Raw genomic sequence first — 24,754 nt, forward strand, 5'->3', positions numbered from 1 at the left:
ATTTCAACAAAATGGTGTGTTTTTTATATCTCTAAGCTAATCAGATTCTTTCAGATTATTTAAAGTACAATATTATTTTTTGGAGTAATTGCCGGCGGAAGATCAGTTTCATCCAACATATCTCTCATATCAATCTCGATGGTGCGGCTTATTTGTGTGATCGGAACGTCATTCGGACTTCCTTCAAACGGATTCACGGAAGCCTCTCCTACACTATCCAATGTATGAAAACACCACGTCACCAAAATAGAAAACGGAATATTGAACCATAATGTATAGCTTTCAAGGAACGTTCCTTCGCCGATTTTATCAAATTCTTTCAGCAATCCAAAAGGCACAAAAAAGATGAACAACAAAAGAAGATAAGTCGTAATCGATGAAAAATTTCTAGGGTAAGGAAAGTTTTTAATTCTTTCGGTTTTCCCCTGATTCTCCGTAAGCTTTACCAGTTGCTGATTGATCTGCGTCCATTGAAAATCATTGATTTCTCCGTTTGCATAAGCTTCTGACAATTCTTTGCTCTGAGAAGCCATCAATTGTGTTGCTCTGTTTTTTTTGCTTAAAATATATTTCAGTTCGTCATCAGAAAGGTAACTTTTCAATTCGTCATCCAGCTTAAGAAGCTTTTCGCAAATATCATACTTCCTTGCATATTCTTCGTACTGCGCGGTATTCATATTTTCCCAAGCTCTCGGCTCACGAAGCTGAAAACGAAGTGCGGTAAGCCACGCATAATGGCGTTTGAACATCGTTTTTACCTTCTCAGAATTCTTTCGCGAAAGAGAATCTCTCAAGACATAACCAAAGCTACGGCTTTCATTAATGATCGCTCCGTAAATCTGTCTCGCTTCCCAAAGTCGGCTGTAACTCGCATTATTTTTGAACCCTACGATAAAAGCGACGGCTGTTCCCATAATAGCGATCGGCTGCCACGGGAAGGATATAAATTTCCAGCCTAAATAATAAAGTACCGTTGGAATTGCAGATAATATTGTCAGGCAGAGAATGCTTCTCTTCGTCCAGACAATGAATTCTATTGCTTTAAATTTTTTTCCTGCGTGCATGTGTGTTTATGGTTTTTAGTTTTTAAATTAAATTTTGTTACTTGTTTAAACTTTTGTTTTGATGATAAAAGTTACAAAAAGAATAACACATTCGATATTTTTAAGATCATTATTAAACTCTAAATAAGAATACATTAGTTTTTAAAATCTTCATTTTTAATCTTTTGTAAACGGAATATTGTTATAAAAACCAATCTGAATTTGTCCACGATTCTTATTTTCCTGAATCTGATTCATGTAACCCGCTTCAATTCTCATATTTTTATTAATTACGTATCCCAAAGCTCCATAGACTCTGTTTCTGTCGAAAACAGGACTGTCAAGATGCAGAAATATTTCGTTATAAGCCGAAGCATAGAGAGTTTTTGGCAACATTTCTTTATTCGTGATCGGAATATTAAATCCTAAAAGATATCTGAACCTCATCCTAAAATCATCCTGCAGAAAACGCTCTTCCAATCGGTAACGATGCTGAATATTAAAACGTCCGAACTTTTGTTTTGTAATATATTGCTGGAAAATTCTGTGCTCTATATTCTCGGTTTTTTCACCGTTTACATAAGGTCGGCTCAGAATGAAACCATATCCCAACAAAATATTATTGTTGTTTTCGGTAAGATCATATCCAATTCCGGTACGAATTAAAAGCTGCTCCAGATCTCCGATTCCATCAAAGTTTCTGTATTGAATTTCGTTGTGTAAGTTTAATTTTTTGCTAATTTTATTGTTCCCAAAATACATATACCAAGCTCCGAGATCATTTTTCTGTGCAAACGAAAATGTTGCCGTTAAAGAAAAAATAACCAAAGCCAACGACTTTAAAATCTTCATAATTTTATTTTTAAACCTATATTTATCATTTCTATCTATTGAATTAATAAAACTCAATTTGAATTATCAATAATAAGCAAAAAATATTTTTTATGAAAGTTTTATTTTTTGTTCAAATTTTCATTTAAAGTTTCTGTTTACAATGACGGAATTTGCTCTATTAAAATATCATTTCCTGCTGCATCAAAATAAGTACAGGTCATTTTATTTAAATCCATTTTCCAGCCTTCTACTCCATTTTCTGCGCAGTCTTTACAAAAAGTTGGATAATCTGTTCCGCCTTGCTGATGGAGTTTTAATCTTGTTTTAAAATTATCGAGATTTAAATTTTCCGAAATAGATAAAGTCTCGTATTTATTTCCAGTGTGGGCTGATTGGTTTTCTGCATCAAAATATTCTGTATTTCCATCTTTTACATACGCAGTGTAATGCGAAACTCCCAGATTTTTTATCGCTTGAATATACTTTGGAAAATCTGCACCACTTTTTACTTTCTGATGCTCTGCTTTGATTTCTTCAATTGTGAATTTCATTTTTGTATTGGTATTTAGTTTGGTTTTTAATAATTTCAAATCTGCTCTCTAATTTCAAATTTAGAAATTTTTAGGATGTAAATATATCATAAATAAAAAACCGACAGTAATCTGCCGGTTGGTTTTAACTATATTTCGAATTCAAAATAGTATTCTTACGGATGCTGTTGCATTTTCGCAGGATCGTCGTAGTTTACCATCCAGTTGATTGCGAATTTATCTGTAAACATCCCGAAATAAGCTCCCCAGAAAGTATCTGCCATCGGCATCGTAACTTGTCCGCCGTCAGAAAGTCCGTTGAATAATTTATCCGCTTCTTCTTTAGATTCTGCATTGATTGAGATTGAGAAATTATTTCCTTCTTTGTAATGAGTAGACCATTCTCCGCCTGTATCGCTGCCCATTAAAACGGTTTCTTTAGAAATAGGAAGAGAAACGTGCATGATTTTGTCTTTGTCTTCTTCAGGAGTTTCTTTACCTTCCATTGGAGGCATTTCCCCGAAAGTTCCGATGTAAGGATATTCTCCGCCGAAAACCGATTTGTAAAAATCAAATGCTTCTCTGCAATTTCCGTTAAATGTTAAATAAACGTTTACTGATGCCATAACTGTGTTTCTTTTTTAGTTAGTATAATTTAGTCTTAATCTGTTTACAATTTATTGCTTTTCAGACAGATCTTTCAACCTTGAAAGTCCTTTCTGATAATCTTTTCCGATTGCACCTTCCATGTCCATAAACAGTTTCATAATGGTAAAAGGATAAGGAATCGTTGATGTGAATCCCCAAGTTGCTTTACTTCCGTTTCCTTCCGGAAACTACGGTTACATAAGCTTTAGCTTCACTTTTATAAGGTGTTAAAAAAACAATTTCGGTATCAATTCTTTTATTAGCTGCATCTACTTTTTTCACTTCCTGACAACCTTCTCCTGCTTCTTTTTTTGCACTTTTCCAGCAAACTTTTTCTCCCGGTTGTCCTGTTGTTCCAGTCCAGTCTTTTTTCATATTCGGATCAAGATCATTCCACGGACTCCATTGATCCATTGCTTTCAGAGTGTTGGTATTTTCCCAGACCTTTTCTACAGGAGCATTAATTGTAATCGATTTTTCGTATTTGCAGTCTCCCGAGATGAAAAATGCGACAACCATCCAAAGAATTAAAATCGATGCCAAAACAATGATGATCCACTTTAATATTTTCATATTTATATTTTTTTAGTAGTGTTAAACCGATATAAGTTTTGAGTATTTGATAGAAATGTATTCAAACCTAACAAGTTTTAAAAACCTGTTAGATTTAGTCTTATCTATTTCAATTTAACAATCTAATTTTTTAAATTATCTGTGCTGATCTATCAAAATCATATTTCCATCGGGATCTTTCAGATAAATATGAGCCGGACCGGAAGTTGTTTCGTCGGTATCTTTCTCTAATGTTAATCCCTGTTCTTTTAATTTTTTCTGAATTTCACGAACGTCATCAAAATCTTCAAGATTCTGTGCATCCTGATCCCATCCCGGATTGAAAGTCAGCATATTTCCATCAAACATCGCCTGAAAAAGACCGATAATGTGATCGCCGTTTTTCATGATCAAATAATTATGCTCCGTATTTCCCGCCATCTGACTGAAACCTAATTTCTCATAAAAATCTTTAGACTTCTGAAGATCTTTTACACTTAAGCTGATTGAAAATGCACCTAATTTCATATTCTAGTTTTATTTAATGCTAATTTATATCCTACCAAAACCAATCCCCAAACCGCGATTCCGAGAACCCAGAACCAAATCGGAGTTGGTAACATAATCAAATTGTAGATGGTGAAAACAGTAAAAATAGCTCCACAGCTTATTGCAGCAGTTGGTTTGCCATTATTAGCAATTTTCGTCGCAACAAAACCTGAAAGCAAAGCTCCCAAAGCGTAACCGAGGATCACTATAAATTTCCCCATGAATGGTAAATTTTCAACATACTGCTTAAAACCTTCCAGATCATCGGGTCTCAAACCTGCCGGAAACGGATACAGAGAATGCCCCAATCTTTCCATCAGCCAAACTCCGATTGATCCTACAAGTATTCCGCCTATTACAGCTAAAATTCTTCTTATCATGGTTATTGATTTTTAATTCTGGTTTTAAAATCCAACGTTCCGTCGTAGCTTTTCCAGTCACCGATTAATTCGATGTATTGAGCTTCTACTTTTTCATTTTTTTTGTCCCATTTAAAAGTATAAATGAATTTGCCTTTCAAAATGCCGGAATGTTTTCCTTTATTTTCTTCCGCCAATTCATATTCGCCAAAAACAACCCCTTTTTTCTTGGCGTCTCTGTATTTGGTAATGGTAAAATTTCCTTCGAATTTGGAATAATTTTTATCAACTAAGGTATAACCGGAAACGAAATATTCCTGATCGTTTTTCTTATTTTGTTCAGAAATATTGATCTTCAGTTTAATTTCCTGATTTTTATTTCCGATCGTTCCTGTGTAAGCTTTGCTGTTATTCAGCCAAACATTTGAAATATTCGGCATTTGCGCGAAGGCAAAATTTGAAATGAGAATAAGGAATAATAAAAGTTTTTTCATTTTGTTTTTGGGTTTTGAACTTGTTTATGTTTTACTCTAAACAGGTTTATTTAAATATCACTTTAGAAATATCGGTTGGTGTAAAGTTTGCCCACCAAACATCAAAATCAAGATTTCCCGAATAGTTTTTCCATTTTCCTTTGAAAGTAATTGTTGAAAATTTTTGCACAATTTTTAAATCTTTATTGGCTTGAATTCTAAACTTACCTTTAAAAGTTCCCGAATGTTCTCCCGATTTCTTTTCAATGAAATAAAAATCACCAAAAAGAAGCATTTGATCCGCTTCTCCTTTTACATCATATTTTTCATTAAAAATCATTTCTCCTAAAAATTCCGCTTGACTTCCGTCAACATCTGAAGATCCGGAAACCAAATAAACATTGGGCTTTTCAGGGTTTTTCACAATATTCCCTAACTTTAATTTAAAGACCGAATCTTTTAAAATAATTCCTTCAAAATACATTTGCTTATTTAAAACAATTTCACTGAAATCCTCATTTTTCAATGGAAATTCCTTCGTCTGTCCAAAAGAAAACGAATACGCAAAAACTAAAAATAATAGAATTTTTTTCATCAAATTATACTCCGAATTGTGCCAAATGATGATTTAAATGTTTTGCAAACATATTATTCCATTCCTGAGATTTCAGTTGTCCGAAAGAAAAAGATTCTTTTCCGTCAAAAGCTGCCGTTCCCAACTGTTGTGTTTTTTGGATAAACCCAATAAGTCTCTTTTTTTCCTCTTCAAAATCCTTTCTTTCTGAAACGATAAACTGAGGTGCAGTAGGTCCGTTTTGTGTATAAGATTTCTCACCTACCACTTTAGGTTTTACAAAAGATTTTAAAATAAATTTTGCAATTGCCCCCGGTTTTTTGTGTTTTTCCTGCTCGTAAACCATTTCGTAAGACACATTACAATGCGCCAACATTTGATCAACCATCATTTTTCCCCACAAACCTTTCGTTTCCGGTGTAAGATTATTTATCCTATCAATGTAATTCTGAGCATCTTTTGCATCAAAAACGTTTTCCATAGTTTAATTAATTGTTAAAAAACAAATATATTAGTTTTTTGTTAATGTTTACTTTTTGATCTATAAGTAAATCCTCAATCTTTATCCTAATTTTTAATTTTATCCATTACCATCTTAGAAAACCTTTCTGCTCCAAAACCAAAAAACTTTTTAGAAAATATTTCTTGTAGCTGAGCTGCATCATATTTTGAAACCAAAAAATCTGCAAGAATCTTTTCATCTTCCTCAGAACCATTCCATGCTTTTCTTGAGTTAATTGAATTCAAAAATTTTTGTTTATTAAGTGTAAAAAGCTTTTCTGCATATTGATTAATGATGGAAGTTGAAGTATTGTGATCGATAACATCCAACATCTTTTTGTAATTTTTTTCATAATCCAGAATAGCAAAATAAAGATCCATATTTTCCGGATAGTTATAAAAAGAACCTTTTAAGAGTGACAAAACTTGGTTTCTAAATTTCTTAAGCTCTTCAATATCTGTATCATTTTCTGCAATAAAAATATAGTTTTCAATGGACGGATCTTCCCAAAATTTCTTTCTTTTGATATAAGCCACATCTTCCAGACTGTTTCTTTCCTGATACATCTTTTCGAGAATATCATAGTAAGGAACATTATATTTATCATTGACATTAGAATCAATAATTTTTTTACAAATTTTTTCTGCTTTATCCTGATCAATTTTTAAGATTTCTCCGATTACTTTTAGATTATAAGAATTTTCATAACGCTCTATAGGAAAGTATTTTTGAAGCTCGACAAAAAAATTATTTTCAGCAATAATTTCCAACAAATCTTCTTTAAGCGAAGTTCTTAATTCAAACTTACTTTTTATCCAAACCAGAATTTCCTTCCTTACGATCTCTGCAATATAGATTTTTTGTTGGCTATCACCAGAATGATACATTTCTTTAATAAAATAATAGAAATGAAATGACATATAGTCATCCTTTTTCAGAAAAATATTCCAGTTTTCGGTTGCTATTTCTTTCCATTGTTCAAAATCTTTCATAGAATTGAGATAACCAACAAATTTTTCTCTGAGTTTCTCCTGAAACGTATCAAATCTTTTACTGGAAGAGAAAACATTCATTTGATAATTTGCTATTTCTTCATTTAGAAACAGAAATTTCTCAATACTTTCCTGCTTGTCATTATTCTGAAAAAGAAACTGCTCTAGGGGTTCTAAAGCTTTTGTAAGAAGATCGACTATTTTTTTAACATCTTGTGCTGTAAGATTTTTTTTCTTTCCAACGACAGAGTGGGTCGTATTTTTTATGATCTCTGAAATCTCTTCATTTGAAAAATCCTTTTTCTTTTCTCCAAATTCCAACATAAACTGAACTTCGGCTTCTTTATTTTTCTTGAAAAAATCTAAAAGCCAGGTTTTCAATTCTTCGGAATTGAGATTTTCCATAGCCACTTCGGCTTCAGAAATTTTCTTCTTCGTTGTTTTCTTTAAAGTTGTTGCTCCTGTCTTATTTTCCGAAATAAAAAGTCCCATTGCCAAAAGATGCAAACAAAAATCTTTGCTTGCGCAATCACATGAAGATTCTGCAATTTCGAGTTTCGTATTCAATACAATTCGAACATCATAAGATTCATTTTCTTCATCTACAAAACAAACAAAATGATTCTTTTTTTCTTCTTCTAATTCTCTTACAGCTAGTTTTTTAGCTTTATTTATTTTCTGTCTCGAAAACTGATTTTCTAAATCCAATATTCTATACATTAATATTCTTTGTTTCAAAGATAAAAAAAAGCCACTTTATAAAAATAAGGTGGCTTTAGTTATTATTAAAATTATCTTTCAATCGCTTTCTTCATTTTACCCGGTTTTAAAATTCTGTACTGAATTTCCATATCTTTCGGAATGTAGAAAACCAATGGTAATTTACTATTATATCTTACCGTTTCTGGCTGAAGTGAAACAAACTTTTCCGTCAGTTTCGGATCCAGACAAGCCATCAGTGTTCCTCCTGTTTCGCCTTTAGATTCTACTTCATAATAACTATAACCCCAACCTTTAAGATCCTGGTTATTCACTTTTCCAATCAAAAAATGTTTATTACAATCCAGCATTTTTTCTATACCTGCAAAGAATTCTACTTTTAAATCACTTTCATTTTTTGCAATAGGAAGCTGAATGTATACTTGCTTATACCCTTCCTTCGCTTTTGGGAACATTTCAATCTGTAATTTCTCAAACTTTTTGGCTTTCTTTTGAGCGAAAGCATTTACTCCTACAAACATCATCAACCCTGCAATAATTGTTTTTGAAAATTTCATATTTTTTGTATTTTTAATTTACAAGTTCCTTAAAGCCAAAAATCATTCCAATAAAAAAAAACTTTGTGATCCTAATATTTAAAAAGATGTATGAGATTTTTATCCGAACTGAGATCAATTAAAAATTTACATCAAAATTTAATCAACACTGAAAAATATTAATTTTGAACATCCGTTTATAGCATAAATTATTATTTCAATAACCGAATAAAAATGACCATGAATAAAAAACTTTTCTTATTACTTCTCTTTGCTGTACCGCTAAACCTTTTTTATGCACAGAAAAATGCCTGCAAATGCACAGAACTTGAAAAATATGATCAGAAGAATCAGGAGAAGTGGAAAACCTATACATTTCAACCGATTTCAAAAGATTCTGCCATAAAACCGCCGTTTAGTTTTATAAAAACTGATTTCCTGTATGATCCTTCAAAAAGATCTGATATTGTAGATTCTATAGAGATAAAGATGGCTCCTTACCGTTATCTCATGAATATTTCTGAGCCTGAAAATAATGATGCTGATAAAAAAAGGAAAAAGGATAAGAAGAAAAAGGACGAGACTTCATATATGGATGGATTCGAAAAGTACATGAAAATTGAAGATTCCATCAGAGGTATTGAAGCCGCAAAATTAATCGGTCCTTTAAGCAAAATTAAAGTGATAAAGAGCGAACAGAATAAAAATAAATGGGCAATTTTATATTACGATTTCAAATATGATGAAATGCTTACGTTTGCTGCAGGTTATTGGCTGGCTTATTCTGAAGATTCCGGTAAAAACTGGAGTTATAATTACACAGGACTTTCGGAAAAAAACAATTATATATTTAAAGAAAATTCAAAACTTCCACTTTGGAAAGATGATCATCACCTACAAGTAGAATCGGATATTGTAAGAATGACAGATCCTATGGGACATCCTCTCCCGCCGGAATATGAAGTGGTGAGAGATAATGCACTGGTCATCATGGATATTAACGAAATTCTGAAAGACAGTGATCATGATGGAACAAATGATATCACGGAGAAAAAACTATTCCTCAATCCTAATTCCGCTGATACAGATGAAGATGGCATTCCCGATTCAAAAGATACCAATCCCCGGTTTAAGAGCGATACTAATGAATTTACAACTCTATACGAGGGGATTATGTATGGGAATTATGAATTTAAAGGGAAAGCTTTTTTTGAGGAATTCGATATTGATGTAAGCAATCCGAAAGTAACATCAAAGGAAAACCTTCAACAACAAATAAAAGATACCGAAGTTGATTTCCCTCAAATGGGAGACGTTTTCAACACTGTACAAATGATCGTGACGGATGATAAAAACCTTCAGCAGATAAACCCACCCAACGAAACCATCATTATCCTGACCACCAAAGAATATGAGCAGTATAAAAAACAAAACCAGTCTAAAATAATTTTAAAAAGCATCACTCCCCTTTTTAAATGCGACACGGAAAAAGATACCTATATTTTACAAACCAGCGGATCCTACAGTGGTGAAACTTATAAAATAAAGCGAACGAAAAAAGGGTGGAATGTCAAGATAATTTCCAGTTGGATATCATAAAAAAAGCTGCAGTAAAAATTACTGCAGCTTTTTTTATTCCTTGTGTATTACTTATTCCGAAATCACCACTTTCGTTCCTTTCGTATGCCCATTCATCTGTGGCGCATAGTAATTCTGAATCGTCGTAATGCCATTAGAGAATTTTCCGGATGCATTGGCAACATAATCGTATTCAAAAACATATTTTCCTTTCGGCATTTGTTCGATGTAGAAATTGGTTGACGCATCTTTTGTCGATTGATAATACCCCAAACTGTTTTTCCATTGATATCCGGAAAGTACATCTACAGGCTCAAATCCTGCTGCTCTCATGTCTTTGATGTGAATAAATTCCATCGGGCGATCTGTATTTAAAATCATTCTTACCGTTACTTTATCACCCACTTTTAATGGAGTTTCGGGAGAGATTTTCTGCAATTCTTCTCCGTTTACGGTTTTGATTTTTTTGTACAATTCTTTCGTTATGGATATGTAATTCTCAGAAGACTTTATTTTATCCAAATCTTCATAATATTGCCAGAATAATCCACCCTGAACAATTCCTGCACCGGGTTTTGTTACGGTAACGGTTGCTAAACTTTTATCTAAAACATCCGTTTTCACAGTAGATTTCACATAACCTGTTGCCTGAGTTTGAGACTGCAGTTCTTTTCCGCCCCAAATGATGGTTGCTTTATCACTTTCAGCGCTCGTCCAAGATTTTCCTGAATTTAAAATCGTAAAAATCACTTCCGAAGTTCCTCTGGAACTTCCCCAAGAATTGACTTCTTTTTGCGTAATCAGCCAGATTTTCATGTCTTCGATGAATTTCTGATCGTTTGGTTTTAACTTGTTAAAAGCTTCCAAAGCTCCTGCATGATTCACCACTTTTGAACTGAACCAACCCCAATCATCAAGATTTTGTTTCCAGTAAATGCCCTGAGTTTTTGAATCGACTGATGTTTCTTTTAAATAATTCATCAACTTATCTGAAGTATCTTTCAAGCCGTAACCGTTCATCAATAAAGCGGCACGATGCAATCCAAAGAAAGTAAAATCGGTGATTTTTGCCGTTTTTGATTTCTGTTTTACTAATGATTTTAATGCTGCTCCTTTTCCTTTTAACGGATATTGTTTTTCCCAATAATTTCGGGTGTCAAGATAATCCAGCGTCCAGTTTGTCCAGATATTTTTTTCTTTAATATCGTAATGTTTATTGATCTCATTATCTAGATATTGAACCAGTTTTTTAACCAATTCATTTTGTTCTGAATCTTGATAATCTTTCACATTATCTTTCAACCAGGAATTGATTTTTCCTAAATTTTTAAGGATATAAAGCGATGTCGAATACGAACTCGGATAACCGGAATACCAGGAAAAACCACCATCCGGATTTTGAAGTTTTTTGAAATCATCCCAATCCTGATTGATCGAGTTTTTCATCGTATTGGTATCAAATAAAAGCGAAATTTTCTGCATTTGCTCTCCTTCATTTTTGCTTTCCAAAACCCACGGCGTTTCTTCTAACAGCAATTGTTTCAGCTCTTGATTCTTTTCAAGATTTGAGTTTAATAATCCTTTATTTTGATATTCTTCGAAAACAGTTTTTAGCTTTGGATTAGCTTTAAAAATTTCTGAAGCTAAAACATCGGCAAACCATTTATTAAAGATCACATCCGCAGAATTATTCTGATCATTTTTAAGACTTGGAAGCGCAAACATGATTTCCCAAATCGGATTCGTCGTCAGTTCCAATGTATTTGAAACATTTGAAATCGTTGTGGAATTTGCATTTTTAAGATTTTCTATTTCAAACGTTTTGGTTTCCCCTTCTTTCACGAAAACCGGAAACCGCATCCGTCACCAACATTCTGTTGGGTAAAACCGCCACCGCTTTTTGTTCGCCATCGGAATATTGACCGGCTTTTGCAACGACTTTTAAAATAATCGAAGAAACATTATTCGGAACTTTTATTTTCCATGTCAACGCTGAGTTTCCGTTTTCATTCAACTCAAAATTCTGAATGCTTGAATTCAAACCAAAATGAGACGAAATATCTTCATTCGTGAAAGCATCTAAAATCTGTAAACTCGCAGAACCGCTTAGTTTTTTGCTCGTTAAGTTTGATAATTTAGATTGAAGGTTTAATTCGTCACCTTCTCTCAAAAATCTAGGATAATTGGGAGTTACCGAGAATTCTTTCTGCGTCACTACTTCTTTTTCCAATGTCGCTGCTCTTGCGTCTTTTGTGTGAGCTAAGAACATTAATTTCCATTTTGTCAATGCTTCCGGAGACGTGAATTCGAAGCTTACGTTTCCTTCGGAATCGGTTTTTAAATCGGGATAGAAAAAAGCGGTTTCGTTTAAATTCTGACGAACAGGAACGTTATCCAAAGGTTTATCATCTTTATCTAATACTCCATCATAATCAATATCCGTCAATTCTTTTTTCTCTTGTTCCGTTAATTGCCTTCCTGAGTTTATAATATCAATTGCTTCATCGCTAACTCTCATAGATTGCATCTTCATTCTTGACGACGCTTCTGCTTTTGCTGCTGCCATCGGAGCTGGAGCAGAAAAATTCTGTATCGATACTCCTGCTACTCTGCCTTGTAAAGCGTATATAGCATCTCTACTACTAAACCAATTAAAATCAGGAGCTTCTACATAATCTCCCGGTAAATAAGCTAATCTTTTCTGATAAGATTTCTGAAGAAGATAATGTCTGATGTCGTAAGAGGTTACAATGGAAGTCGGAACATACAAGCTGTACCAGTTAAATGTATTGACGGCAAATTTATCCAGCGACATATCATACATATTCGCTAAAACTTCTGCATTCATTTTCTCTTTCTCGTTTCCTAAGACTTTTACAGACCATTTTTCTTTTGAATTCGGCTGAATTTTATCTCTGAAAGTAATGGTTTCAATTTTTAAAGGCTGTTCAGAATCTTTTATCGCAAGGTTGAGAGATTCTGTCTGAATATCATTAAATGCCACCACTTGAAACTGCAGATTCAAAGTCTGTACATTTTTATCTTTCGGAATATCTGTCGTGTATTCTACGATTCCGTTTTTAAACTGACGAACTTCAGAAACCGTTTTTCCTGATCCGTCCTGAACAAAAATATTCAATAAAGCATCCGGAATGGCAGAATAGATAGTAAATACAGCCTTTTCTCCTCTCGTAAATTCCTTTTTAGAGTCTAAAACCGTAAGAAAGGTTTTCTGATTGGGTTTCAAAGAATTTTTATTCCAAACACTGAAGTTTTGAGAAGTTTTTATCGTGTCTTTGCCTTCAATATTATACAATTCAAGCTGATAATCTCCTGCTTCTAATTTTCCTAAATCAAGGTTGGTTGATAGTTGTTGATCGTTTGTTGTTGCTTGTTGTGTTTTTTCAAAAACGACTGTTGATTTCCAGTTTTTAATTTCGTCATTTTTATCATAAAAATCGTGTGGAAATTTACTTATGAATTCTTCTTTTGAGAATTTCGGCAGATCCTGAACTTCCGATTTGAAATTAATTCTAAAAATCCTGTCTGGAGATTCAAGCTTTGATAATTTTACCTGATAAGATTTTTTTAGAGCCTGTTCGTTGTAATTTTTCGTTTCAACTTTTACTTTTACATTTTCATCGGAGAAAGTATTTTTTATTTTATCAGCGTTGATGTAATGAGAAACTGAAGCTACTTTCAGGTCTGTATCTGCAGTCTGAGTTTCACCATTAATGTCTGTCACAGAAGCATTAATTTCATAATTATCAATTTGAATTCCTTCTAATTTTTCATCTTTTTTCAGATCAAGTTTAATCGTAAATTCTCCTTTTCCATTGGTTTTTGCTTCTCCCAGAATCGAGTTTTCGTTGTCGTCATTTTGTGGATACCAACTAAAATACCTCCATCGGATATTATGCTTTTTGATTTCATAATTTACCGTCGTATTACTCAAAGCAACACCCGAAAACATCATCGCTTTTCCTTTCAGTTCGATCGTTTGTCCGTATTTGTATTCTTCTTTTACAGGATCAAAAGTCACCTCAAATTTTGGTCTTTTATATTCCTCAACACTGATATTTTTATACCCATCATTTCCATCGGTTCTTAAATAAAAATTTCCATTAAGCTTCCCTTTTGGAAGGATAAAACTTCCGTGATAAGAGCCAAATTCATTGGTTGTAAACGTTTGGGAAGAAACTTCCTGACTGTTTGTATCCGTTAAAGTGATCTTTTGTTTTAATCCTGAAATAACAGATTCAATTTCGTTATTTCTTTGCGTATTAATCACTTTAAAATAAACAGTTTGACCCGGTCTATAGATCGCTCTGTCCGTAAAAATCTGACTTTTACTAGTGGTTTCTTTGTTTGGGTTATAATAATTAGCACCTCGATCTCCGTACACCTGCATGATCTGGAAATCATTCGTTTTTGGCTGTCGGATCAGGAAAGTTCTGTAATATTCTTTATTTTCAGTTGCCGGAAATTTGAAAACTCCGTTATCATTTGTCTTTCCTTCTACTTTACTCAACGTTTTATTGGCAACAAACTCATAAAATGCAAGATTTTCATTAGTTACAGGTTTTCCGTTTTCACTGTTAACTAATTTTAATTCATTTAATAATTGATTTCTATCTGTTTTTGTCTGATAAATAATTTTGCTGCCTGAAACCAAAAAGTAAAAATCTTTTTCAGCATCACTGTCTTTTTCACTGATCCCCGCAACCGTATATTCCGCAAGATAAATTCCCGCCGGAAGAGATTGTATTTCCAAAGATGTTTTGTGCGTTTTATAATCTTTAGGATCATTTACCGTGTAAGTTTCTTTTTTTACCAGATTTTTTTTAATCTTACTAAACGTATTTCCGTAAGAATTTTGGGCATATTGTAATAATGACGTTAAATCCTCTTTTACTTCATAAATATTGATTGAAAAAGCAGAAACGTTTTTATATTCTGCCACAAAATGAATCGGCAGATTGCTTTGCGTTTGCTGTTCGTATTTTATACTTAAAGACGAATTAAGAATTTGATGTTCCTTATTTTTAATATTCTCAATAAAAGGAGATTTCGGATATTGTTTTTTTGCCTGATTTACAAGTTCAAGCGCTTCTTTTTCCTTATTTTTAGATAGTAATTCTTCTGCAACCTCATCCATAATCATCACTTTATAATCTCCTTCCGTTTCAGATTTCAGGAGGTTCTGAAGCTGTTGCAATTTATCTTTGCATTGATTAAAACTACAGTTATCCTGCAATTTTTTATCCATGAAATATAACTTGGAATTCCCATTATTCTGAGCAATTAATTCATCATAAATTGTATTGATCTTGGTATGGTTTTCATCAAGTTCATTTTTAGTAAAAAGATCATTATAACTAAGAAAAGTGATTTTCTTTGTTGAATACCAATCCATCAAAGTCGGGAAATAAGAAATATATTCGCTATTTGAAAAAGCATTTTCATATTTTTTCAAAGAAATCTTTTTCATTTCTGCCTTTTGCTGATCGAGATCTTGGTAGTTTTTATTTAAATAATTTTTAAAATCAAGCTTGCTCCAAGTTTCAATCTGTGAAATATCCTGTGAATTGATATTCGTTCTCCTATTGATTTTCCACGAATTCTCTCCGTAATAATCCAGAAAAAAACCATTCAGCAAAACATCATATACAATCTTATCTTCTCCTTTCAATTGTTTTTCAGCATTCTGTAATTTTTTAAAAAACTGACTGACAGAATTGTTTTTATCATCGTCTCTGGTTTGATTCACAATACTGAATTCCGCCTTTAAAGACTGAATAAGCTGTAAAATATTATTGTCTTTCATCGCTTGCTTTTGTATGTCTAAAATGATGGGAAGATTAGATTTAAAAGTACCCTTTTGCGAATTTGCAGCTACTTTCTTCCATTGCTCATCATAATATTTTTGAGCAAAAACCACCGAAAAATTCAGCAGGAGAAGCAAAAGCACAAAAATCTTGGTAAATCTTTTCATATATGTTATTTTTGATAAATGAATTCCTTAAAAATACTGAAAAAATCCGTTATAGACAGCCAACTTTACGTATCCTTAATGGGGACTCTTTTTGCAGTATTTTTCATGGAAGAGCAAAACACATTCCGTTATCCGACGGTGTTCCTGATTTTCATCACCTATTTCAGCGGATATCTTTACACGAAATACCAGAAGACCAAACATTTCTTTAAGATAGTTGTTATAAATATTGTTGCAGGAACCGCTTGTGCATTTTTAATTATTCACAATCATAATGAAATACGATTGATAAAATGGTTTATCATTGTGGTTTTAGGATTGCTGTATAACAGTTTCTTTTTAGACCTTTATATTCGAAGAATCCCTTTATTAAAAGTCTTTTATGTCGGTTTAGTCTGGGCTTTAATGAATTGTTGGCTTACTTTACCCGAATTCAATATTCCTATATTTTTTATCAGTTTCTTTTTTATTACCGCTTTGGTTTTACCGTTTGATATTCGTGATATGAAAGTGGATACCGTAAAGACATTTCCAACGATTATCGGTGTTCAAAACACAAAATATATCGCTTATTTATTAGTTTTTATAAGTACGATTCTTTCAGCTTTTTATTTGGAATTAAATTATTCAATTGCTTTTTTTCTTTCCAGTATTATCACTTATATTTTAATTTATTTTTCTGAAAACGAAAGAAGCGATTCTTATTTTTCTTTTTGGATAGAAACCTGTTCTGGTTTGCCTTTTTTATTTTGGATTATTTATCTTTACTTAAAATTTTGAGCGATGGAAAATATTGAATTATTAAGGAGTCAACTTGTCGAAAAAATTTTTTCTACCAACAATATTGGTGTTTTACAGGCAATCGATGATTTACTCGCCTCTATACGTACAAAAGAAGAGGAAGAATTTGTTTTTTCCGAATCACAAAAAGACCTTCTTTTACTAGCTGAAGAAGATATAAAATATGGCAGAACGACAACAGATGAGGAACTTAGAAAACTAGACGAAGAATGGATGAGATAAAAATCATTTGGTCAAACATTGTAATTACACAGAGAAACAAAGTTTTTGAATATTGGAATAATCGAAATAAAAGCAATTTATATTCGAAAAAAATAAACAAAAGCATTTATGATAAACTTGATCCTTTAAAATCAAATCCATATGCAGGAAAATTTGGAAGTTTAAAAACCTTTAGAATTTTACATTTAGGAAATTATAGCCTTGTTCAAAGATATTCACCAACTATTATTTACATCATTTCGTTTTGGGACAATCGTCAGAATCCTGATACATTAAAGAAAATTTTAGGATTATGATTATTAAAAAAATATCCCTTTACAATTTTAAAAACCATTCTGAAAAAAAATTCGAATTTTCTCATCAAATCAATTGTTTTGTGGGAAATAACGGTGTGGGAAAAACCAATATTCTGGATGCCCTTCATTATTTGTCTGTCGGGAAAAGTTTTTTAGGAAATACCGATACCAACAACATCAAAATAGACGAAGATTTTTTCACCATTGATGCTGAAATTCAGAATGATGATAGCGAAGATACCATCAGAATTTCTCAGCCGAAAGAAGCAAAAAAAATCATTAAGAAAAACGATAAAAGCTACGATAGAATGGCAGATCATATTGGATATTTGCCGAGTGTAATGATTTCTCCGTATGATTCTAACCTGATTTCGGATTCGGGAGAAAGCAGACGAAAGTTTCTGGATTCGATGATTTCTCAGACCGATTCAGAATATCTTTTTGATTTAATTCAGTACCAAAAAACAATTCAGCAAAGAAATGCCTTGTTAAAATACTTCGCCAAAAATCGAGTTTGGGATAAAGATTCTTTAGATATTTATGATGATCCGATCACCAGATTCGGAACAAAAATTTTCATTAAAAGAAGAAATTTTGTCGAGAAATTAAACCCGATTGTCAAGAATTTTTATCACATCATTTCCGGTGGAAAAGAAACAGTTTCCGTTCTTTATGAATCCCATTTACTGGAGAAACTCTTTTGAAAATTTACTAAAAGAAAGTTTGGAAAGAGACCGAATGTTGACTTACACTTCAAAAGGCATCCATAAAGACGATCTTCTTTTTGAAATGGATTCTGTTTTAATTAAAAAAATCGGTTCACAAGGTCAACAAAAATCATTCTTAATTTCTTTAAAACTAGCTCAAATGAGTCTTATAAAAGAGTTAACCAACAAAACTCCGATTCTCTTGCTGGATGATATTTTTGATAAGCTGGATGACAGCCGCGTTTCTCAATTGATTGAATTGGTAAATCAGGAAAATTTCGGACAGATTTTTATTACCGATACGCACAGAGAACGTACAGAAAGTGTGGTGAAGAAAATTAATGAAGAGAGTATAATTTTTGAGATATGAGCGAGATTCGGGATTCGAGGTTTGGGAATCGGGGTTTTGGGGTTTTAGTTTAGGGGAGATTTTAAGATTTAAATAATATAAAAACACACAAATGAGTTACAGAAATTTAGACATTTACAAAATGGCTTTCAGTTTATTTATAAAAACGCATAAAGCATCTTTTCTTCTTCCAAAGTATGAACTCTACGAACTTGGAAGTCAGTTAAGAAGATCTTCAGATTCTGTTATTACTAATATTGTAGAGGGTTATGGAAGATCTTGTTACAAAAATGATTACGTCAGATTTCTTGTATTTAGCCATGCAAGTAATGATGAAACCATCAATCATTTAGAGAAGATTATAATTTTATATCCTGAATTTTCGTCAGAATTTGAAATTGTAAGGCAAGAGTATAATTTATTGGGAGGAAAAATAAATAATTATAAAAAGTGGGTAAAAGAAAACTGGAATGAAAATAATAACCAAAACATTCAATAACGCGAATCTGAAAACCCGTAACCCGCATCTCATCTATGAAAAGGAATAAAAAACGCGAATTTCAATCCTCAGAACTTGTAAAATCTTTTGCAAGAATTCATGGTTTTGAACATAAACTGGTCGCTTTTGAGATCAAAGATTTTCTTGAAGAATACCTTGACGAAAGTCTGTTTCAGGAAATCAAAAGTGTAAATATCGAGGATAAATGTGTTGTCATAAAAATAAACTCACCTTTGTTGAAACATGATTTTCAGATGCGTAAAAGCTTTTATCTGAAAAAATTTCAGGATAAATTCGGAGAGGATAAATTTAATGATCTTCAGATTTTGTAGTCATCGTACTGTTCATTAATTCATCTGCTTTTTCATCCAAACCGGATCTTATAGGGATGAAAAATTTAAAGGGATGCTTGAGGAAATATTTAAAAATTCCTTTGTAGATCTCACTTACTTGTCCGAAATTAAGTTTTCTGGACCTGAAAGCTAAAAACATAGACAAACTAAAACTCACTAAAAAGTTGAAGAATCCAATGACAAAAACGGTGATAAAAGAAATCCAGAAAGTATAAGAATCTACAGAAAAATCTTTCCCGTACAACCCGATGGCGAAGTTTCCGGCTGCAAACGTGATGTGTCGAATATCCAGATCTAATCCTAAAAATGCCCCTACAGGAGCTGTTGCCCCAAGAAAAACACCAAACCAGAAATTTGAGATGATTCCAGGCCAGTTTTTAGCATAATATTTAGATAATCCTTTCGCAAATCTTTTTCCGAAAAGTCTTCGGATCGAAAGATTTTTTGCAATTCTTTCCGGTATCTGATAAAAAACAGAATTGTTCCCGATATTTCCTGAAATAATCCCTGAAATAAAAAGATAAAACCCTGCAATACTCGCATGAAGAATCGCTTTTGAATTAAAAGGATCTAAATCTTTCAATAATTTATCTGATCTTTCTACAGCTAAATTTTGCGAGAAAAAGACATCTAAACCATAAATAATAATCAACGCAATAGGAAAAGACAGCAAAACATTCCCGACAAATGCAATAAACTGACTTCTGAATAATTTCGAAACCAGATGCGCAAATTCTGTGCTGTTACTCTTTATATTTCCTTCTTCTGCCAAAACTTTGGTCATCGTTGCCGCGGTCATTGCGGGCTGTTTCGTTGCCAAAGTGAATCCCAATAAATAAATCATCACGAATCCCATCGCATAATTCATGGAATATAAAAATGCGTGCGAAAAATCACTTCCGGGAACATAGCCGTACAACATTTTCAAAATACACAAAGCACCTACAATAATACCTCCACCACTGGCTTTGTAGAACATTTTCATATATTCCTTCTTGGTTGAAGTAATATAATGCGCTCCTGTTTCGGCGGTGTGATTGGTTATTAAATGTGAGATTAATCTCGTACTGTCATTAATTAAATCTGAGATATTATTTTTATGAGATTTATATCTTAAAATATTAAAAATCAAATATTTAGAATTAATTAAAATATCCTTTTCTTCATCAATTACCAACAATTGGATGATCTCATAAATTCTTTGAACCTGTTGGCGGATTTTTAAAAGCGATTGATTAATTTTCCCCGAAATACCATATTTAGAGGAATTTTTAAAGGAAATATTGACAAATTCCAAGCATTGTTCAATATAAATTTTAATCTGCTTATATCTGCTATCTTTTGAATGCAGCTGTAGCTCTTGATCTTTCTCAAATTCGGCAGCCAGTTCTTCAAGTTCATTTTGTAGAGCAAGAAACGGATTGTCGAAGTTTCGGTACTGGGGAGCCATTCTCACGACTTCCACTTCCATAGCCGCTCCTGTTACGCGCCACGAAAGGATATTCATTGAAAAAAGCAGTTCTCTCCTCACTTCCGGCAGAATGATAAAATCTGAAACCCCAAGAATATTGAACAATTCATCGATCTCATTTTCAGGGAGATTTTGAAAATATTTCAAATCTTTTTCAGGTCTAAAACTGGTATTATCTATTAAATACCAAATCGTTTTATCATTAACTACAGGCGGTAAAATTTTATTAAGAATTCGTTTTTTAAATTCAGGAACAAAAGCATTTTCCGACAGAATATTGGCTTCAGTTAAGGATAAATTAAAAGTTCTTCCGCCAAAAATACGATGAAGGTAATATTTAAAACTTTCTGTATGTTGAGGATTATTTTTGAAAAAACTAAGGACATTGGTAAAATCCGACTTTTTTACGCTCTCCAAAAGTTCGGCAAACGGTTCCAGAGAAAGCGTTTCATTCTTAAAAGAAAAGTATTTTTTAAGAACGGACTCAAAATTTGTGCTGGAATTAAAGAATTTCATTAGTACAAAGATACTATTTCAAACTCACATTCCTCATTTGTCTCATGATCCAATTGTGTTTCTTTCTTAAATATGCCGATGGATTCTTAGGATCATACTTCTTTGGATTGGGTAAAACTGCTGCAATCCAAGCTGCCTCAGAGGTGGTAAGATCTTTGGAAGATTTCCCGAAATAATATTGTGAAGCTGCTTCAATCCCGAAAACTCCCTGTCCCATTTCGATTGAATTCAAATATCTTTCAAGAATAATATCCTTATTCCAGACCTTTTCTATGATAAAAGTGTACACCGCTTCCAACCCTTTTCTGAACCAGCTTCTGCCTTGCCAAAGGAAAATATTTTTTGCCGTTTGCTGAGAAATTGTGCTTCCACCTCTTATTTTTTTCCCTTTTTCATTGTTTTTCATAGCCTTTTCGATCGCCGTATAATCAAACCCGTTGTGAGAGAAAAATTTTTGATCTTCTGAAGCGATAACCGCTTTTTTCACGTTATTTCCCATCTCGTCGTAGGAAATATAATCTCTCTGCAGTCTTCCGTATTCGAAAAGTCCGCCTATCTGAGTAATCGTAATTGGCGCATTGAAAAATCTTCCCCAAACGATGAATACAACATTCAGGATCAGAACGATAAAGATAATTTGTTTAATTTTTTTCCACATAATCTTGTAAAAAGGAATTCAAAAATAAGCAAATACTCCGAGTTATTGCAACTCTTTCATATAAGTCAGCTGATAATCCGGTAAAAGTTCGGGATGAAAAATTTTAATATAATCCTTCAAAACAAGGTCTGATCGCACTACGCCACTCTCGAAAAAGTCATTTGCCTGCGCTCTTTCCTTGCCTGTAATCACGTAGATTTTTCCTTTATTAAAGACATTTAACTTGCCATAAAAAGGATTCATGCTCAACATCTCTTTTTTGGAAATATGATTTCCTGCATTTACCCAATACTGAACCTCATCTGATTTGGCATAAACCTCTTCAAAGCTCATCGTTACAGCTTTTTCTTCTGAATTATTTTTTAAAACATAATTGGCATTGGCATCCGAAATAAAATTCGCCACAGAAGTTTTTCCACCCGGAAGATACCAAACATCGCCGTACATTTCGTTTGCTAAAACGGTCGGTTTTTCTTTTGCTTTTAAGGCTAATTGTTTTAAATCCTTATAGTTTTTCTCAACTTCCTGATATTTGGTTTCGGCTTCTTTATCTTTTCCTAAAAGTTTCCCGAAAAGCTTGATGTAAGCTGTCTTTTCTAAAGGTTTCTGCTCCATATATTCGTCAAGAAAAACCACCTGAATTCCGTTATTTTTCAATAATTGATAGGTATTGTCAAAACTTGCAATATGATTGGTAAAAACAGCATCAGGTTTTAAAGAAAGAATTTTTTCTACATCGTATTTCTGTTCGTTTCCTACATTTTGAATTTTCCCTTCCTTCAATAAACTCTGTATTTTTTCAGAAAAAATGTATTCCGGACTGGAAACTCCGATCACTAGATTTTCTGCTCCAAGCTCCGAAATATATCCCGCCATACTCGCATTAAGGAGAATAATTTTCTTAAAAGGAATTTGATTTTGTTTAAAATCATAAGTGAAATTTCCCGATTTCAGATTCAAAACTCCATTTTGCTCCTTGTATTGCACAAGATTTGAGATTGAAGTCGATTCTGAAGACGAAATTTTTGGTTCTCTTTTACAAGCGGTTAGCGTGAAAAACGCGATTAACAGTAAAATTCTTGGTTTCATCTTTCAAAGAAAAGAAAAAAGTGCTATATTTGCAAACCCTTAATCAATAAGGAAACAACGGCCTCGTGGCGCAACTGAATAGCGCATCTGATTACGGCTCAGAAGGTTACAGGTTTGAATCCTGTCGAGGTCACAAGACCGACATTTGAAGTTTTAACTCTCTTATGTCGGTTTTTTTATTCCCTAATCCACTGTTATACTGATAGATACACTGGGCGACAATATTCATTTTAGGTGTTTGAAAACTTTTTCCGTCAAATTCAACTTTTTGAGGAAATATCAAACACCCTATCGTTCTTTTTGTTTGAAGATCACCCTGCTGGTAGAGGTTTGCAAGGTTTTCTATTGAACTAAGCGCGTTCTCGATTTTTGTTTTGATGTCAAGTTATTTGCTGTCCAAAAAGATGTATTGAAGTTCCTGTTCCAGTTGTTCAATTTATGATCTTGTGAGCATTTTAATCTTTATAATCATCTTCATCCAATTGTTGAAATACAACAATCTTTACTGGCTGATAAAAACGATTGAAGCAATCATTGATCAAATGGTCATCTGTTGTTTTTATCTTTCTAATGGAAATCCTCATTCTGGTGAAAAATTCGATTATAAGTTTTCCTGAATCAAAAGACTAAAGAAGCGAACCAATCAGCTCGTCGATATGGAGCTTCCTGTTATTCTTATCGGTGATTTTAATATCATACCAACTACTTGGAGGTCTACAAACCTGAAAAATGATGCGCTTTACAGGATAGAAGTAAGATACGTTCTGGGATTATCTCTACAAAGCTTACGATAGTGATACAGGAATTCGCCTCGATCATTTTCTTTTGAATCCTTTTTACAGCCGATGTTGAAATCTACCGGTGTAGACAAACATGTTCGTGGATGGCAAAAAAGCAGTGACCATGCTCCGGTGTGGATTGAACTGGATAAAAACGGATAATTACAAATTATAATAATGAACAGAAACTGCCAAAATCATTAAAATTGAATTTTTCATAATATTATATAAATTACTTGGTGAATTGTTATTTAAGATTGCTCTTTTCAAACCGTAACCATTTATTTGCCAAACATTTCCACAAAAAATATAAATTTTCAGAGCATGGTATTCAAAGTTGATCTATATGTAGTTTCTAAAGTTGACCAAAATTATTTGGCATAAAAAATGATATTAAGTTCATTAATCAACTTTTATAAAAAATATTAGTATATTTATAAACTAAATATGTTGTCATGAATTATAAGATCACCCAAGAAGTTATAGGCTTATTAGAACAATTTGAAGCAGAAAATACGACAAAGTCTTATTCTCCGGATATTCTAGGCTTTAAAAAATGGATAAGTGATCAGGAAGCATCTGCTCAATTTACCAAGAAAGATGAACCTTACTGGGAAGGGAAGGAAAATGGCAGAACACCCGAAAGCGCCATTAGTACTCTACTCGTCCATATTAACAGATACGCCAAAACCTATTCTAAATCAGCGATTGCAGATTCAGACTTTTCCACTCAGGAAGATTTTATTTATTTGATTAATTTAAAAGCTTTCGGAAAAATGACAAAAACAGAACTCATCAAAAAAAACATCCATGATAAACCGGCAGGAATGCTGATTATCAAAAGATTATTAAATAACAAATGGATTGAACAGATTGATTCTGAAAATGATAAACGTAATAAGGTAATCAATATTACCGAAAAAGGACTACAGGCGTTAGAACTTCAGATGAAAAATATCAGGAGTGCCACAGAAATCGTAACAGGGAATTTGAATCATCATGAAAAGATAGAATTGATCCGCATTCTCCATAAGCTCGAGCATTTTCATAACCCCATATTTTCCCGTAATATCAATAGCAAAGACCTAATCAATACTGTTCATAAAGAGTATTTATTTAAAAATTAAAT

Annotated in this window: 22 protein-coding genes, 1 tRNA gene and 2 pseudogenes; 9 read left to right on the top strand and 16 right to left on the bottom strand. The window is 32.8% G+C overall.

Annotated elements, in window-relative coordinates; all coding sequences use genetic code 11:
- Window positions 1-59 precede the first annotated feature (59 nt).
- From J3D55_RS16080 to J3D55_RS16135, 12 genes are all read right to left on the bottom strand, one after another.
- The gene (locus tag J3D55_RS16080; RefSeq protein ID WP_259132510.1) at window positions 60-1,064 is read right to left on the bottom strand and encodes a bestrophin family protein; all 1,005 of its coding nucleotides are present in this window, start codon (window positions 1,062-1,064) and stop codon (window positions 60-62) included.
- A gap of 156 nt (window positions 1,065-1,220) precedes the next feature.
- Window positions 1,221-1,895, bottom strand: a complete 675-nt coding sequence (locus J3D55_RS16085) for a DUF2490 domain-containing protein (protein ID WP_259132511.1) — start codon at window positions 1,893-1,895, stop codon at window positions 1,221-1,223.
- Window positions 1,896-2,032: 137 nt separating this feature from the next.
- Entirely contained in the window at window positions 2,033-2,428 is a 396-nt protein-coding gene (locus tag J3D55_RS16090) for a DUF1398 domain-containing protein (RefSeq protein ID WP_259132512.1), read from the bottom strand.
- A gap of 155 nt (window positions 2,429-2,583) precedes the next feature.
- Window positions 2,584-3,033, bottom strand: a complete 450-nt coding sequence (locus J3D55_RS16095) for a VOC family protein (protein ID WP_259132513.1) — start codon at window positions 3,031-3,033, stop codon at window positions 2,584-2,586.
- Window positions 3,034-3,220: 187 nt separating this feature from the next.
- Complete coding sequence (locus tag J3D55_RS16100; protein ID WP_259132514.1) at window positions 3,221-3,628, bottom strand: SRPBCC family protein; 408 nt, start codon at window positions 3,626-3,628, stop codon at window positions 3,221-3,223.
- 135 nt (window positions 3,629-3,763) lie between these two features.
- Window positions 3,764-4,135, bottom strand: coding sequence for a VOC family protein (locus tag J3D55_RS16105; RefSeq protein ID WP_259132515.1), 372 nt, complete (start codon window positions 4,133-4,135; stop codon window positions 3,764-3,766).
- Complete coding sequence (locus tag J3D55_RS16110; protein ID WP_259132516.1) at window positions 4,132-4,536, bottom strand: hypothetical protein; 405 nt, start codon at window positions 4,534-4,536, stop codon at window positions 4,132-4,134. The genes J3D55_RS16105 and J3D55_RS16110 overlap by 4 nt, the downstream gene beginning before the upstream one ends.
- A 2-nt stretch (window positions 4,537-4,538) precedes the next feature.
- A complete protein-coding gene (locus tag J3D55_RS16115) occupies window positions 4,539-5,009 on the bottom strand; it encodes a hypothetical protein (protein ID WP_259132517.1) in 471 nt (156 codons plus the stop codon).
- A 46-nt stretch (window positions 5,010-5,055) separates the two neighbouring features.
- Window positions 5,056-5,583, bottom strand: a complete 528-nt coding sequence (locus J3D55_RS16120) for a hypothetical protein (RefSeq protein ID WP_259132518.1) — start codon at window positions 5,581-5,583, stop codon at window positions 5,056-5,058.
- Between the two features lie 4 nt (window positions 5,584-5,587).
- The gene (locus J3D55_RS16125; RefSeq protein WP_259132519.1) at window positions 5,588-6,043 is read right to left on the bottom strand and encodes a DUF1569 domain-containing protein; all 456 of its coding nucleotides are present in this window, start codon (window positions 6,041-6,043) and stop codon (window positions 5,588-5,590) included.
- 86 nt (window positions 6,044-6,129) lie between these two features.
- Entirely contained in the window at window positions 6,130-7,776 is a 1,647-nt protein-coding gene (locus J3D55_RS16130; RefSeq protein WP_259132520.1) for a hypothetical protein, read from the bottom strand.
- A gap of 71 nt (window positions 7,777-7,847) precedes the next feature.
- Window positions 7,848-8,333, bottom strand: a complete 486-nt coding sequence (locus J3D55_RS16135) for an ecotin family protein (RefSeq protein WP_259132521.1) — start codon at window positions 8,331-8,333, stop codon at window positions 7,848-7,850.
- A gap of 219 nt (window positions 8,334-8,552) precedes the next feature.
- On the opposite strand from J3D55_RS16135, the gene J3D55_RS16140 reads away from it, so the two are divergent.
- A complete protein-coding gene (locus tag J3D55_RS16140) occupies window positions 8,553-9,911 on the top strand; it encodes a hypothetical protein (protein ID WP_259132522.1) in 1,359 nt (452 codons plus the stop codon).
- 51 nt (window positions 9,912-9,962) lie between these two features.
- Here the strand turns inward: J3D55_RS16140 and J3D55_RS16145 are convergent.
- Window positions 9,963-15,885: pseudogene (locus J3D55_RS16145) on the bottom strand (alpha-2-macroglobulin family protein).
- 105 nt (window positions 15,886-15,990) lie between these two features.
- Here J3D55_RS16145 and J3D55_RS16150 point away from each other — a divergent pair.
- The 6 genes and pseudogenes from J3D55_RS16150 (at window position 15,991) to J3D55_RS16175 (ending at window position 19,091) form a co-directional block, all read left to right on the top strand.
- A complete protein-coding gene (locus J3D55_RS16150; protein WP_310467153.1) occupies window positions 15,991-16,665 on the top strand; it encodes a UbiA prenyltransferase family protein in 675 nt (224 codons plus the stop codon).
- Between the two features lie 3 nt (window positions 16,666-16,668).
- Complete coding sequence (locus J3D55_RS16155) at window positions 16,669-16,908, top strand: hypothetical protein (protein ID WP_259132524.1); 240 nt, start codon at window positions 16,669-16,671, stop codon at window positions 16,906-16,908.
- On the top strand, window positions 16,896-17,204 hold the full coding sequence (locus tag J3D55_RS16160) for a type II toxin-antitoxin system RelE/ParE family toxin (protein WP_259132525.1): 309 nt from the start codon (window positions 16,896-16,898) through the stop codon (window positions 17,202-17,204). The genes J3D55_RS16155 and J3D55_RS16160 overlap by 13 nt, the downstream gene beginning before the upstream one ends.
- A pseudogene (gene recF / locus J3D55_RS16165) lies at window positions 17,201-18,281 on the top strand (DNA replication/repair protein RecF). Before J3D55_RS16160 ends, recF begins: the two are co-directional and overlap by 4 nt.
- A gap of 91 nt (window positions 18,282-18,372) precedes the next feature.
- Window positions 18,373-18,759 (top strand): four helix bundle protein, encoded by a 387-nt coding sequence (locus tag J3D55_RS16170; RefSeq protein ID WP_259132526.1) that lies wholly within the window; start codon window positions 18,373-18,375, stop codon window positions 18,757-18,759.
- A gap of 35 nt (window positions 18,760-18,794) precedes the next feature.
- Entirely contained in the window at window positions 18,795-19,091 is a 297-nt protein-coding gene (locus tag J3D55_RS16175; protein ID WP_259132527.1) for a hypothetical protein, read from the top strand.
- Here the strand turns inward: J3D55_RS16175 and J3D55_RS16180 are convergent.
- Genes J3D55_RS16180 through J3D55_RS16190 form a run of 3 tightly spaced genes read right to left on the bottom strand, consistent with a single transcriptional unit; the run spans window position 19,069 to window position 22,846 of the window.
- The gene (locus J3D55_RS16180; protein WP_259132528.1) at window positions 19,069-21,099 is read right to left on the bottom strand and encodes a transporter-like protein; all 2,031 of its coding nucleotides are present in this window, start codon (window positions 21,097-21,099) and stop codon (window positions 19,069-19,071) included. The genes J3D55_RS16175 and J3D55_RS16180 overlap by 23 nt on opposite strands.
- Window positions 21,100-21,112: 13 nt before the next feature.
- Entirely contained in the window at window positions 21,113-21,757 is a 645-nt protein-coding gene (mtgA, locus tag J3D55_RS16185) for a monofunctional biosynthetic peptidoglycan transglycosylase (RefSeq protein ID WP_259132529.1), read from the bottom strand.
- Between the two features lie 42 nt (window positions 21,758-21,799).
- Window positions 21,800-22,846, bottom strand: a complete 1,047-nt coding sequence (locus J3D55_RS16190) for an ABC transporter substrate-binding protein (RefSeq protein WP_259132530.1) — start codon at window positions 22,844-22,846, stop codon at window positions 21,800-21,802.
- 59 nt (window positions 22,847-22,905) lie between these two features.
- Between J3D55_RS16190 and J3D55_RS16195 the strand changes: the two genes are divergently transcribed.
- Both J3D55_RS16195 and J3D55_RS16200 read left to right on the top strand, forming a co-directional pair.
- Window positions 22,906-22,979: transfer RNA gene (locus J3D55_RS16195), tRNA-Arg, on the top strand.
- 1,101 nt (window positions 22,980-24,080) lie between these two features.
- On the top strand, window positions 24,081-24,752 hold the full coding sequence (locus J3D55_RS16200; RefSeq protein WP_259132531.1) for a MarR family winged helix-turn-helix transcriptional regulator: 672 nt from the start codon (window positions 24,081-24,083) through the stop codon (window positions 24,750-24,752).
- Window positions 24,753-24,754: the final 2 nt, after the last annotated feature.

Source organism: Chryseobacterium ginsenosidimutans, from assembly GCF_024807225.1.
Taxonomy (GTDB): Bacteria; Bacteroidota; Bacteroidia; order Flavobacteriales; family Weeksellaceae; genus Chryseobacterium; species Chryseobacterium ginsenosidimutans.

What these genes read in the sequence shown, in the direction of transcription:
- J3D55_RS16080 (WP_259132510.1), bottom strand. Translation starts at nt 1,064, where the DNA reads ATGCACGCAGGAAAAAAATTTAAAGCAATAGAATTCATTGTCTGGACG.
- J3D55_RS16085 (WP_259132511.1), bottom strand. Translation starts at nt 1,895, where the DNA reads ATGAAGATTTTAAAGTCGTTGGCTTTGGTTATTTTTTCTTTAACGGCA.
- J3D55_RS16090 (WP_259132512.1), bottom strand. Translation starts at nt 2,428, where the DNA reads ATGAAATTCACAATTGAAGAAATCAAAGCAGAGCATCAGAAAGTAAAA.
- J3D55_RS16095 (WP_259132513.1), bottom strand. Translation starts at nt 3,033, where the DNA reads ATGGCATCAGTAAACGTTTATTTAACATTTAACGGAAATTGCAGAGAA.
- J3D55_RS16100 (WP_259132514.1), bottom strand. Translation starts at nt 3,628, where the DNA reads ATGAAAATATTAAAGTGGATCATCATTGTTTTGGCATCGATTTTAATT.
- J3D55_RS16105 (WP_259132515.1), bottom strand. Translation starts at nt 4,135, where the DNA reads ATGAAATTAGGTGCATTTTCAATCAGCTTAAGTGTAAAAGATCTTCAG.
- J3D55_RS16110 (WP_259132516.1), bottom strand. Translation starts at nt 4,536, where the DNA reads ATGATAAGAAGAATTTTAGCTGTAATAGGCGGAATACTTGTAGGATCA.
- J3D55_RS16115 (WP_259132517.1), bottom strand. Translation starts at nt 5,009, where the DNA reads ATGAAAAAACTTTTATTATTCCTTATTCTCATTTCAAATTTTGCCTTC.
- J3D55_RS16120 (WP_259132518.1), bottom strand. Translation starts at nt 5,583, where the DNA reads ATGAAAAAAATTCTATTATTTTTAGTTTTTGCGTATTCGTTTTCTTTT.
- J3D55_RS16125 (WP_259132519.1), bottom strand. Translation starts at nt 6,043, where the DNA reads ATGGAAAACGTTTTTGATGCAAAAGATGCTCAGAATTACATTGATAGG.
- J3D55_RS16130 (WP_259132520.1), bottom strand. Translation starts at nt 7,776, where the DNA reads ATGTATAGAATATTGGATTTAGAAAATCAGTTTTCGAGACAGAAAATA.
- J3D55_RS16135 (WP_259132521.1), bottom strand. Translation starts at nt 8,333, where the DNA reads ATGAAATTTTCAAAAACAATTATTGCAGGGTTGATGATGTTTGTAGGA.
- J3D55_RS16140 (WP_259132522.1), top strand. Translation starts at nt 8,553, where the DNA reads ATGAATAAAAAACTTTTCTTATTACTTCTCTTTGCTGTACCGCTAAAC.
- J3D55_RS16150 (WP_310467153.1), top strand. Translation starts at nt 15,991, where the DNA reads ATGGAAGAGCAAAACACATTCCGTTATCCGACGGTGTTCCTGATTTTC.
- J3D55_RS16155 (WP_259132524.1), top strand. Translation starts at nt 16,669, where the DNA reads ATGGAAAATATTGAATTATTAAGGAGTCAACTTGTCGAAAAAATTTTT.
- J3D55_RS16160 (WP_259132525.1), top strand. Translation starts at nt 16,896, where the DNA reads ATGGATGAGATAAAAATCATTTGGTCAAACATTGTAATTACACAGAGA.
- J3D55_RS16170 (WP_259132526.1), top strand. Translation starts at nt 18,373, where the DNA reads ATGAGTTACAGAAATTTAGACATTTACAAAATGGCTTTCAGTTTATTT.
- J3D55_RS16175 (WP_259132527.1), top strand. Translation starts at nt 18,795, where the DNA reads ATGAAAAGGAATAAAAAACGCGAATTTCAATCCTCAGAACTTGTAAAA.
- J3D55_RS16180 (WP_259132528.1), bottom strand. Translation starts at nt 21,099, where the DNA reads ATGAAATTCTTTAATTCCAGCACAAATTTTGAGTCCGTTCTTAAAAAA.
- mtgA (WP_259132529.1), bottom strand. Translation starts at nt 21,757, where the DNA reads ATGTGGAAAAAAATTAAACAAATTATCTTTATCGTTCTGATCCTGAAT.
- J3D55_RS16190 (WP_259132530.1), bottom strand. Translation starts at nt 22,846, where the DNA reads ATGAAACCAAGAATTTTACTGTTAATCGCGTTTTTCACGCTAACCGCT.
- J3D55_RS16200 (WP_259132531.1), top strand. Translation starts at nt 24,081, where the DNA reads ATGAATTATAAGATCACCCAAGAAGTTATAGGCTTATTAGAACAATTT.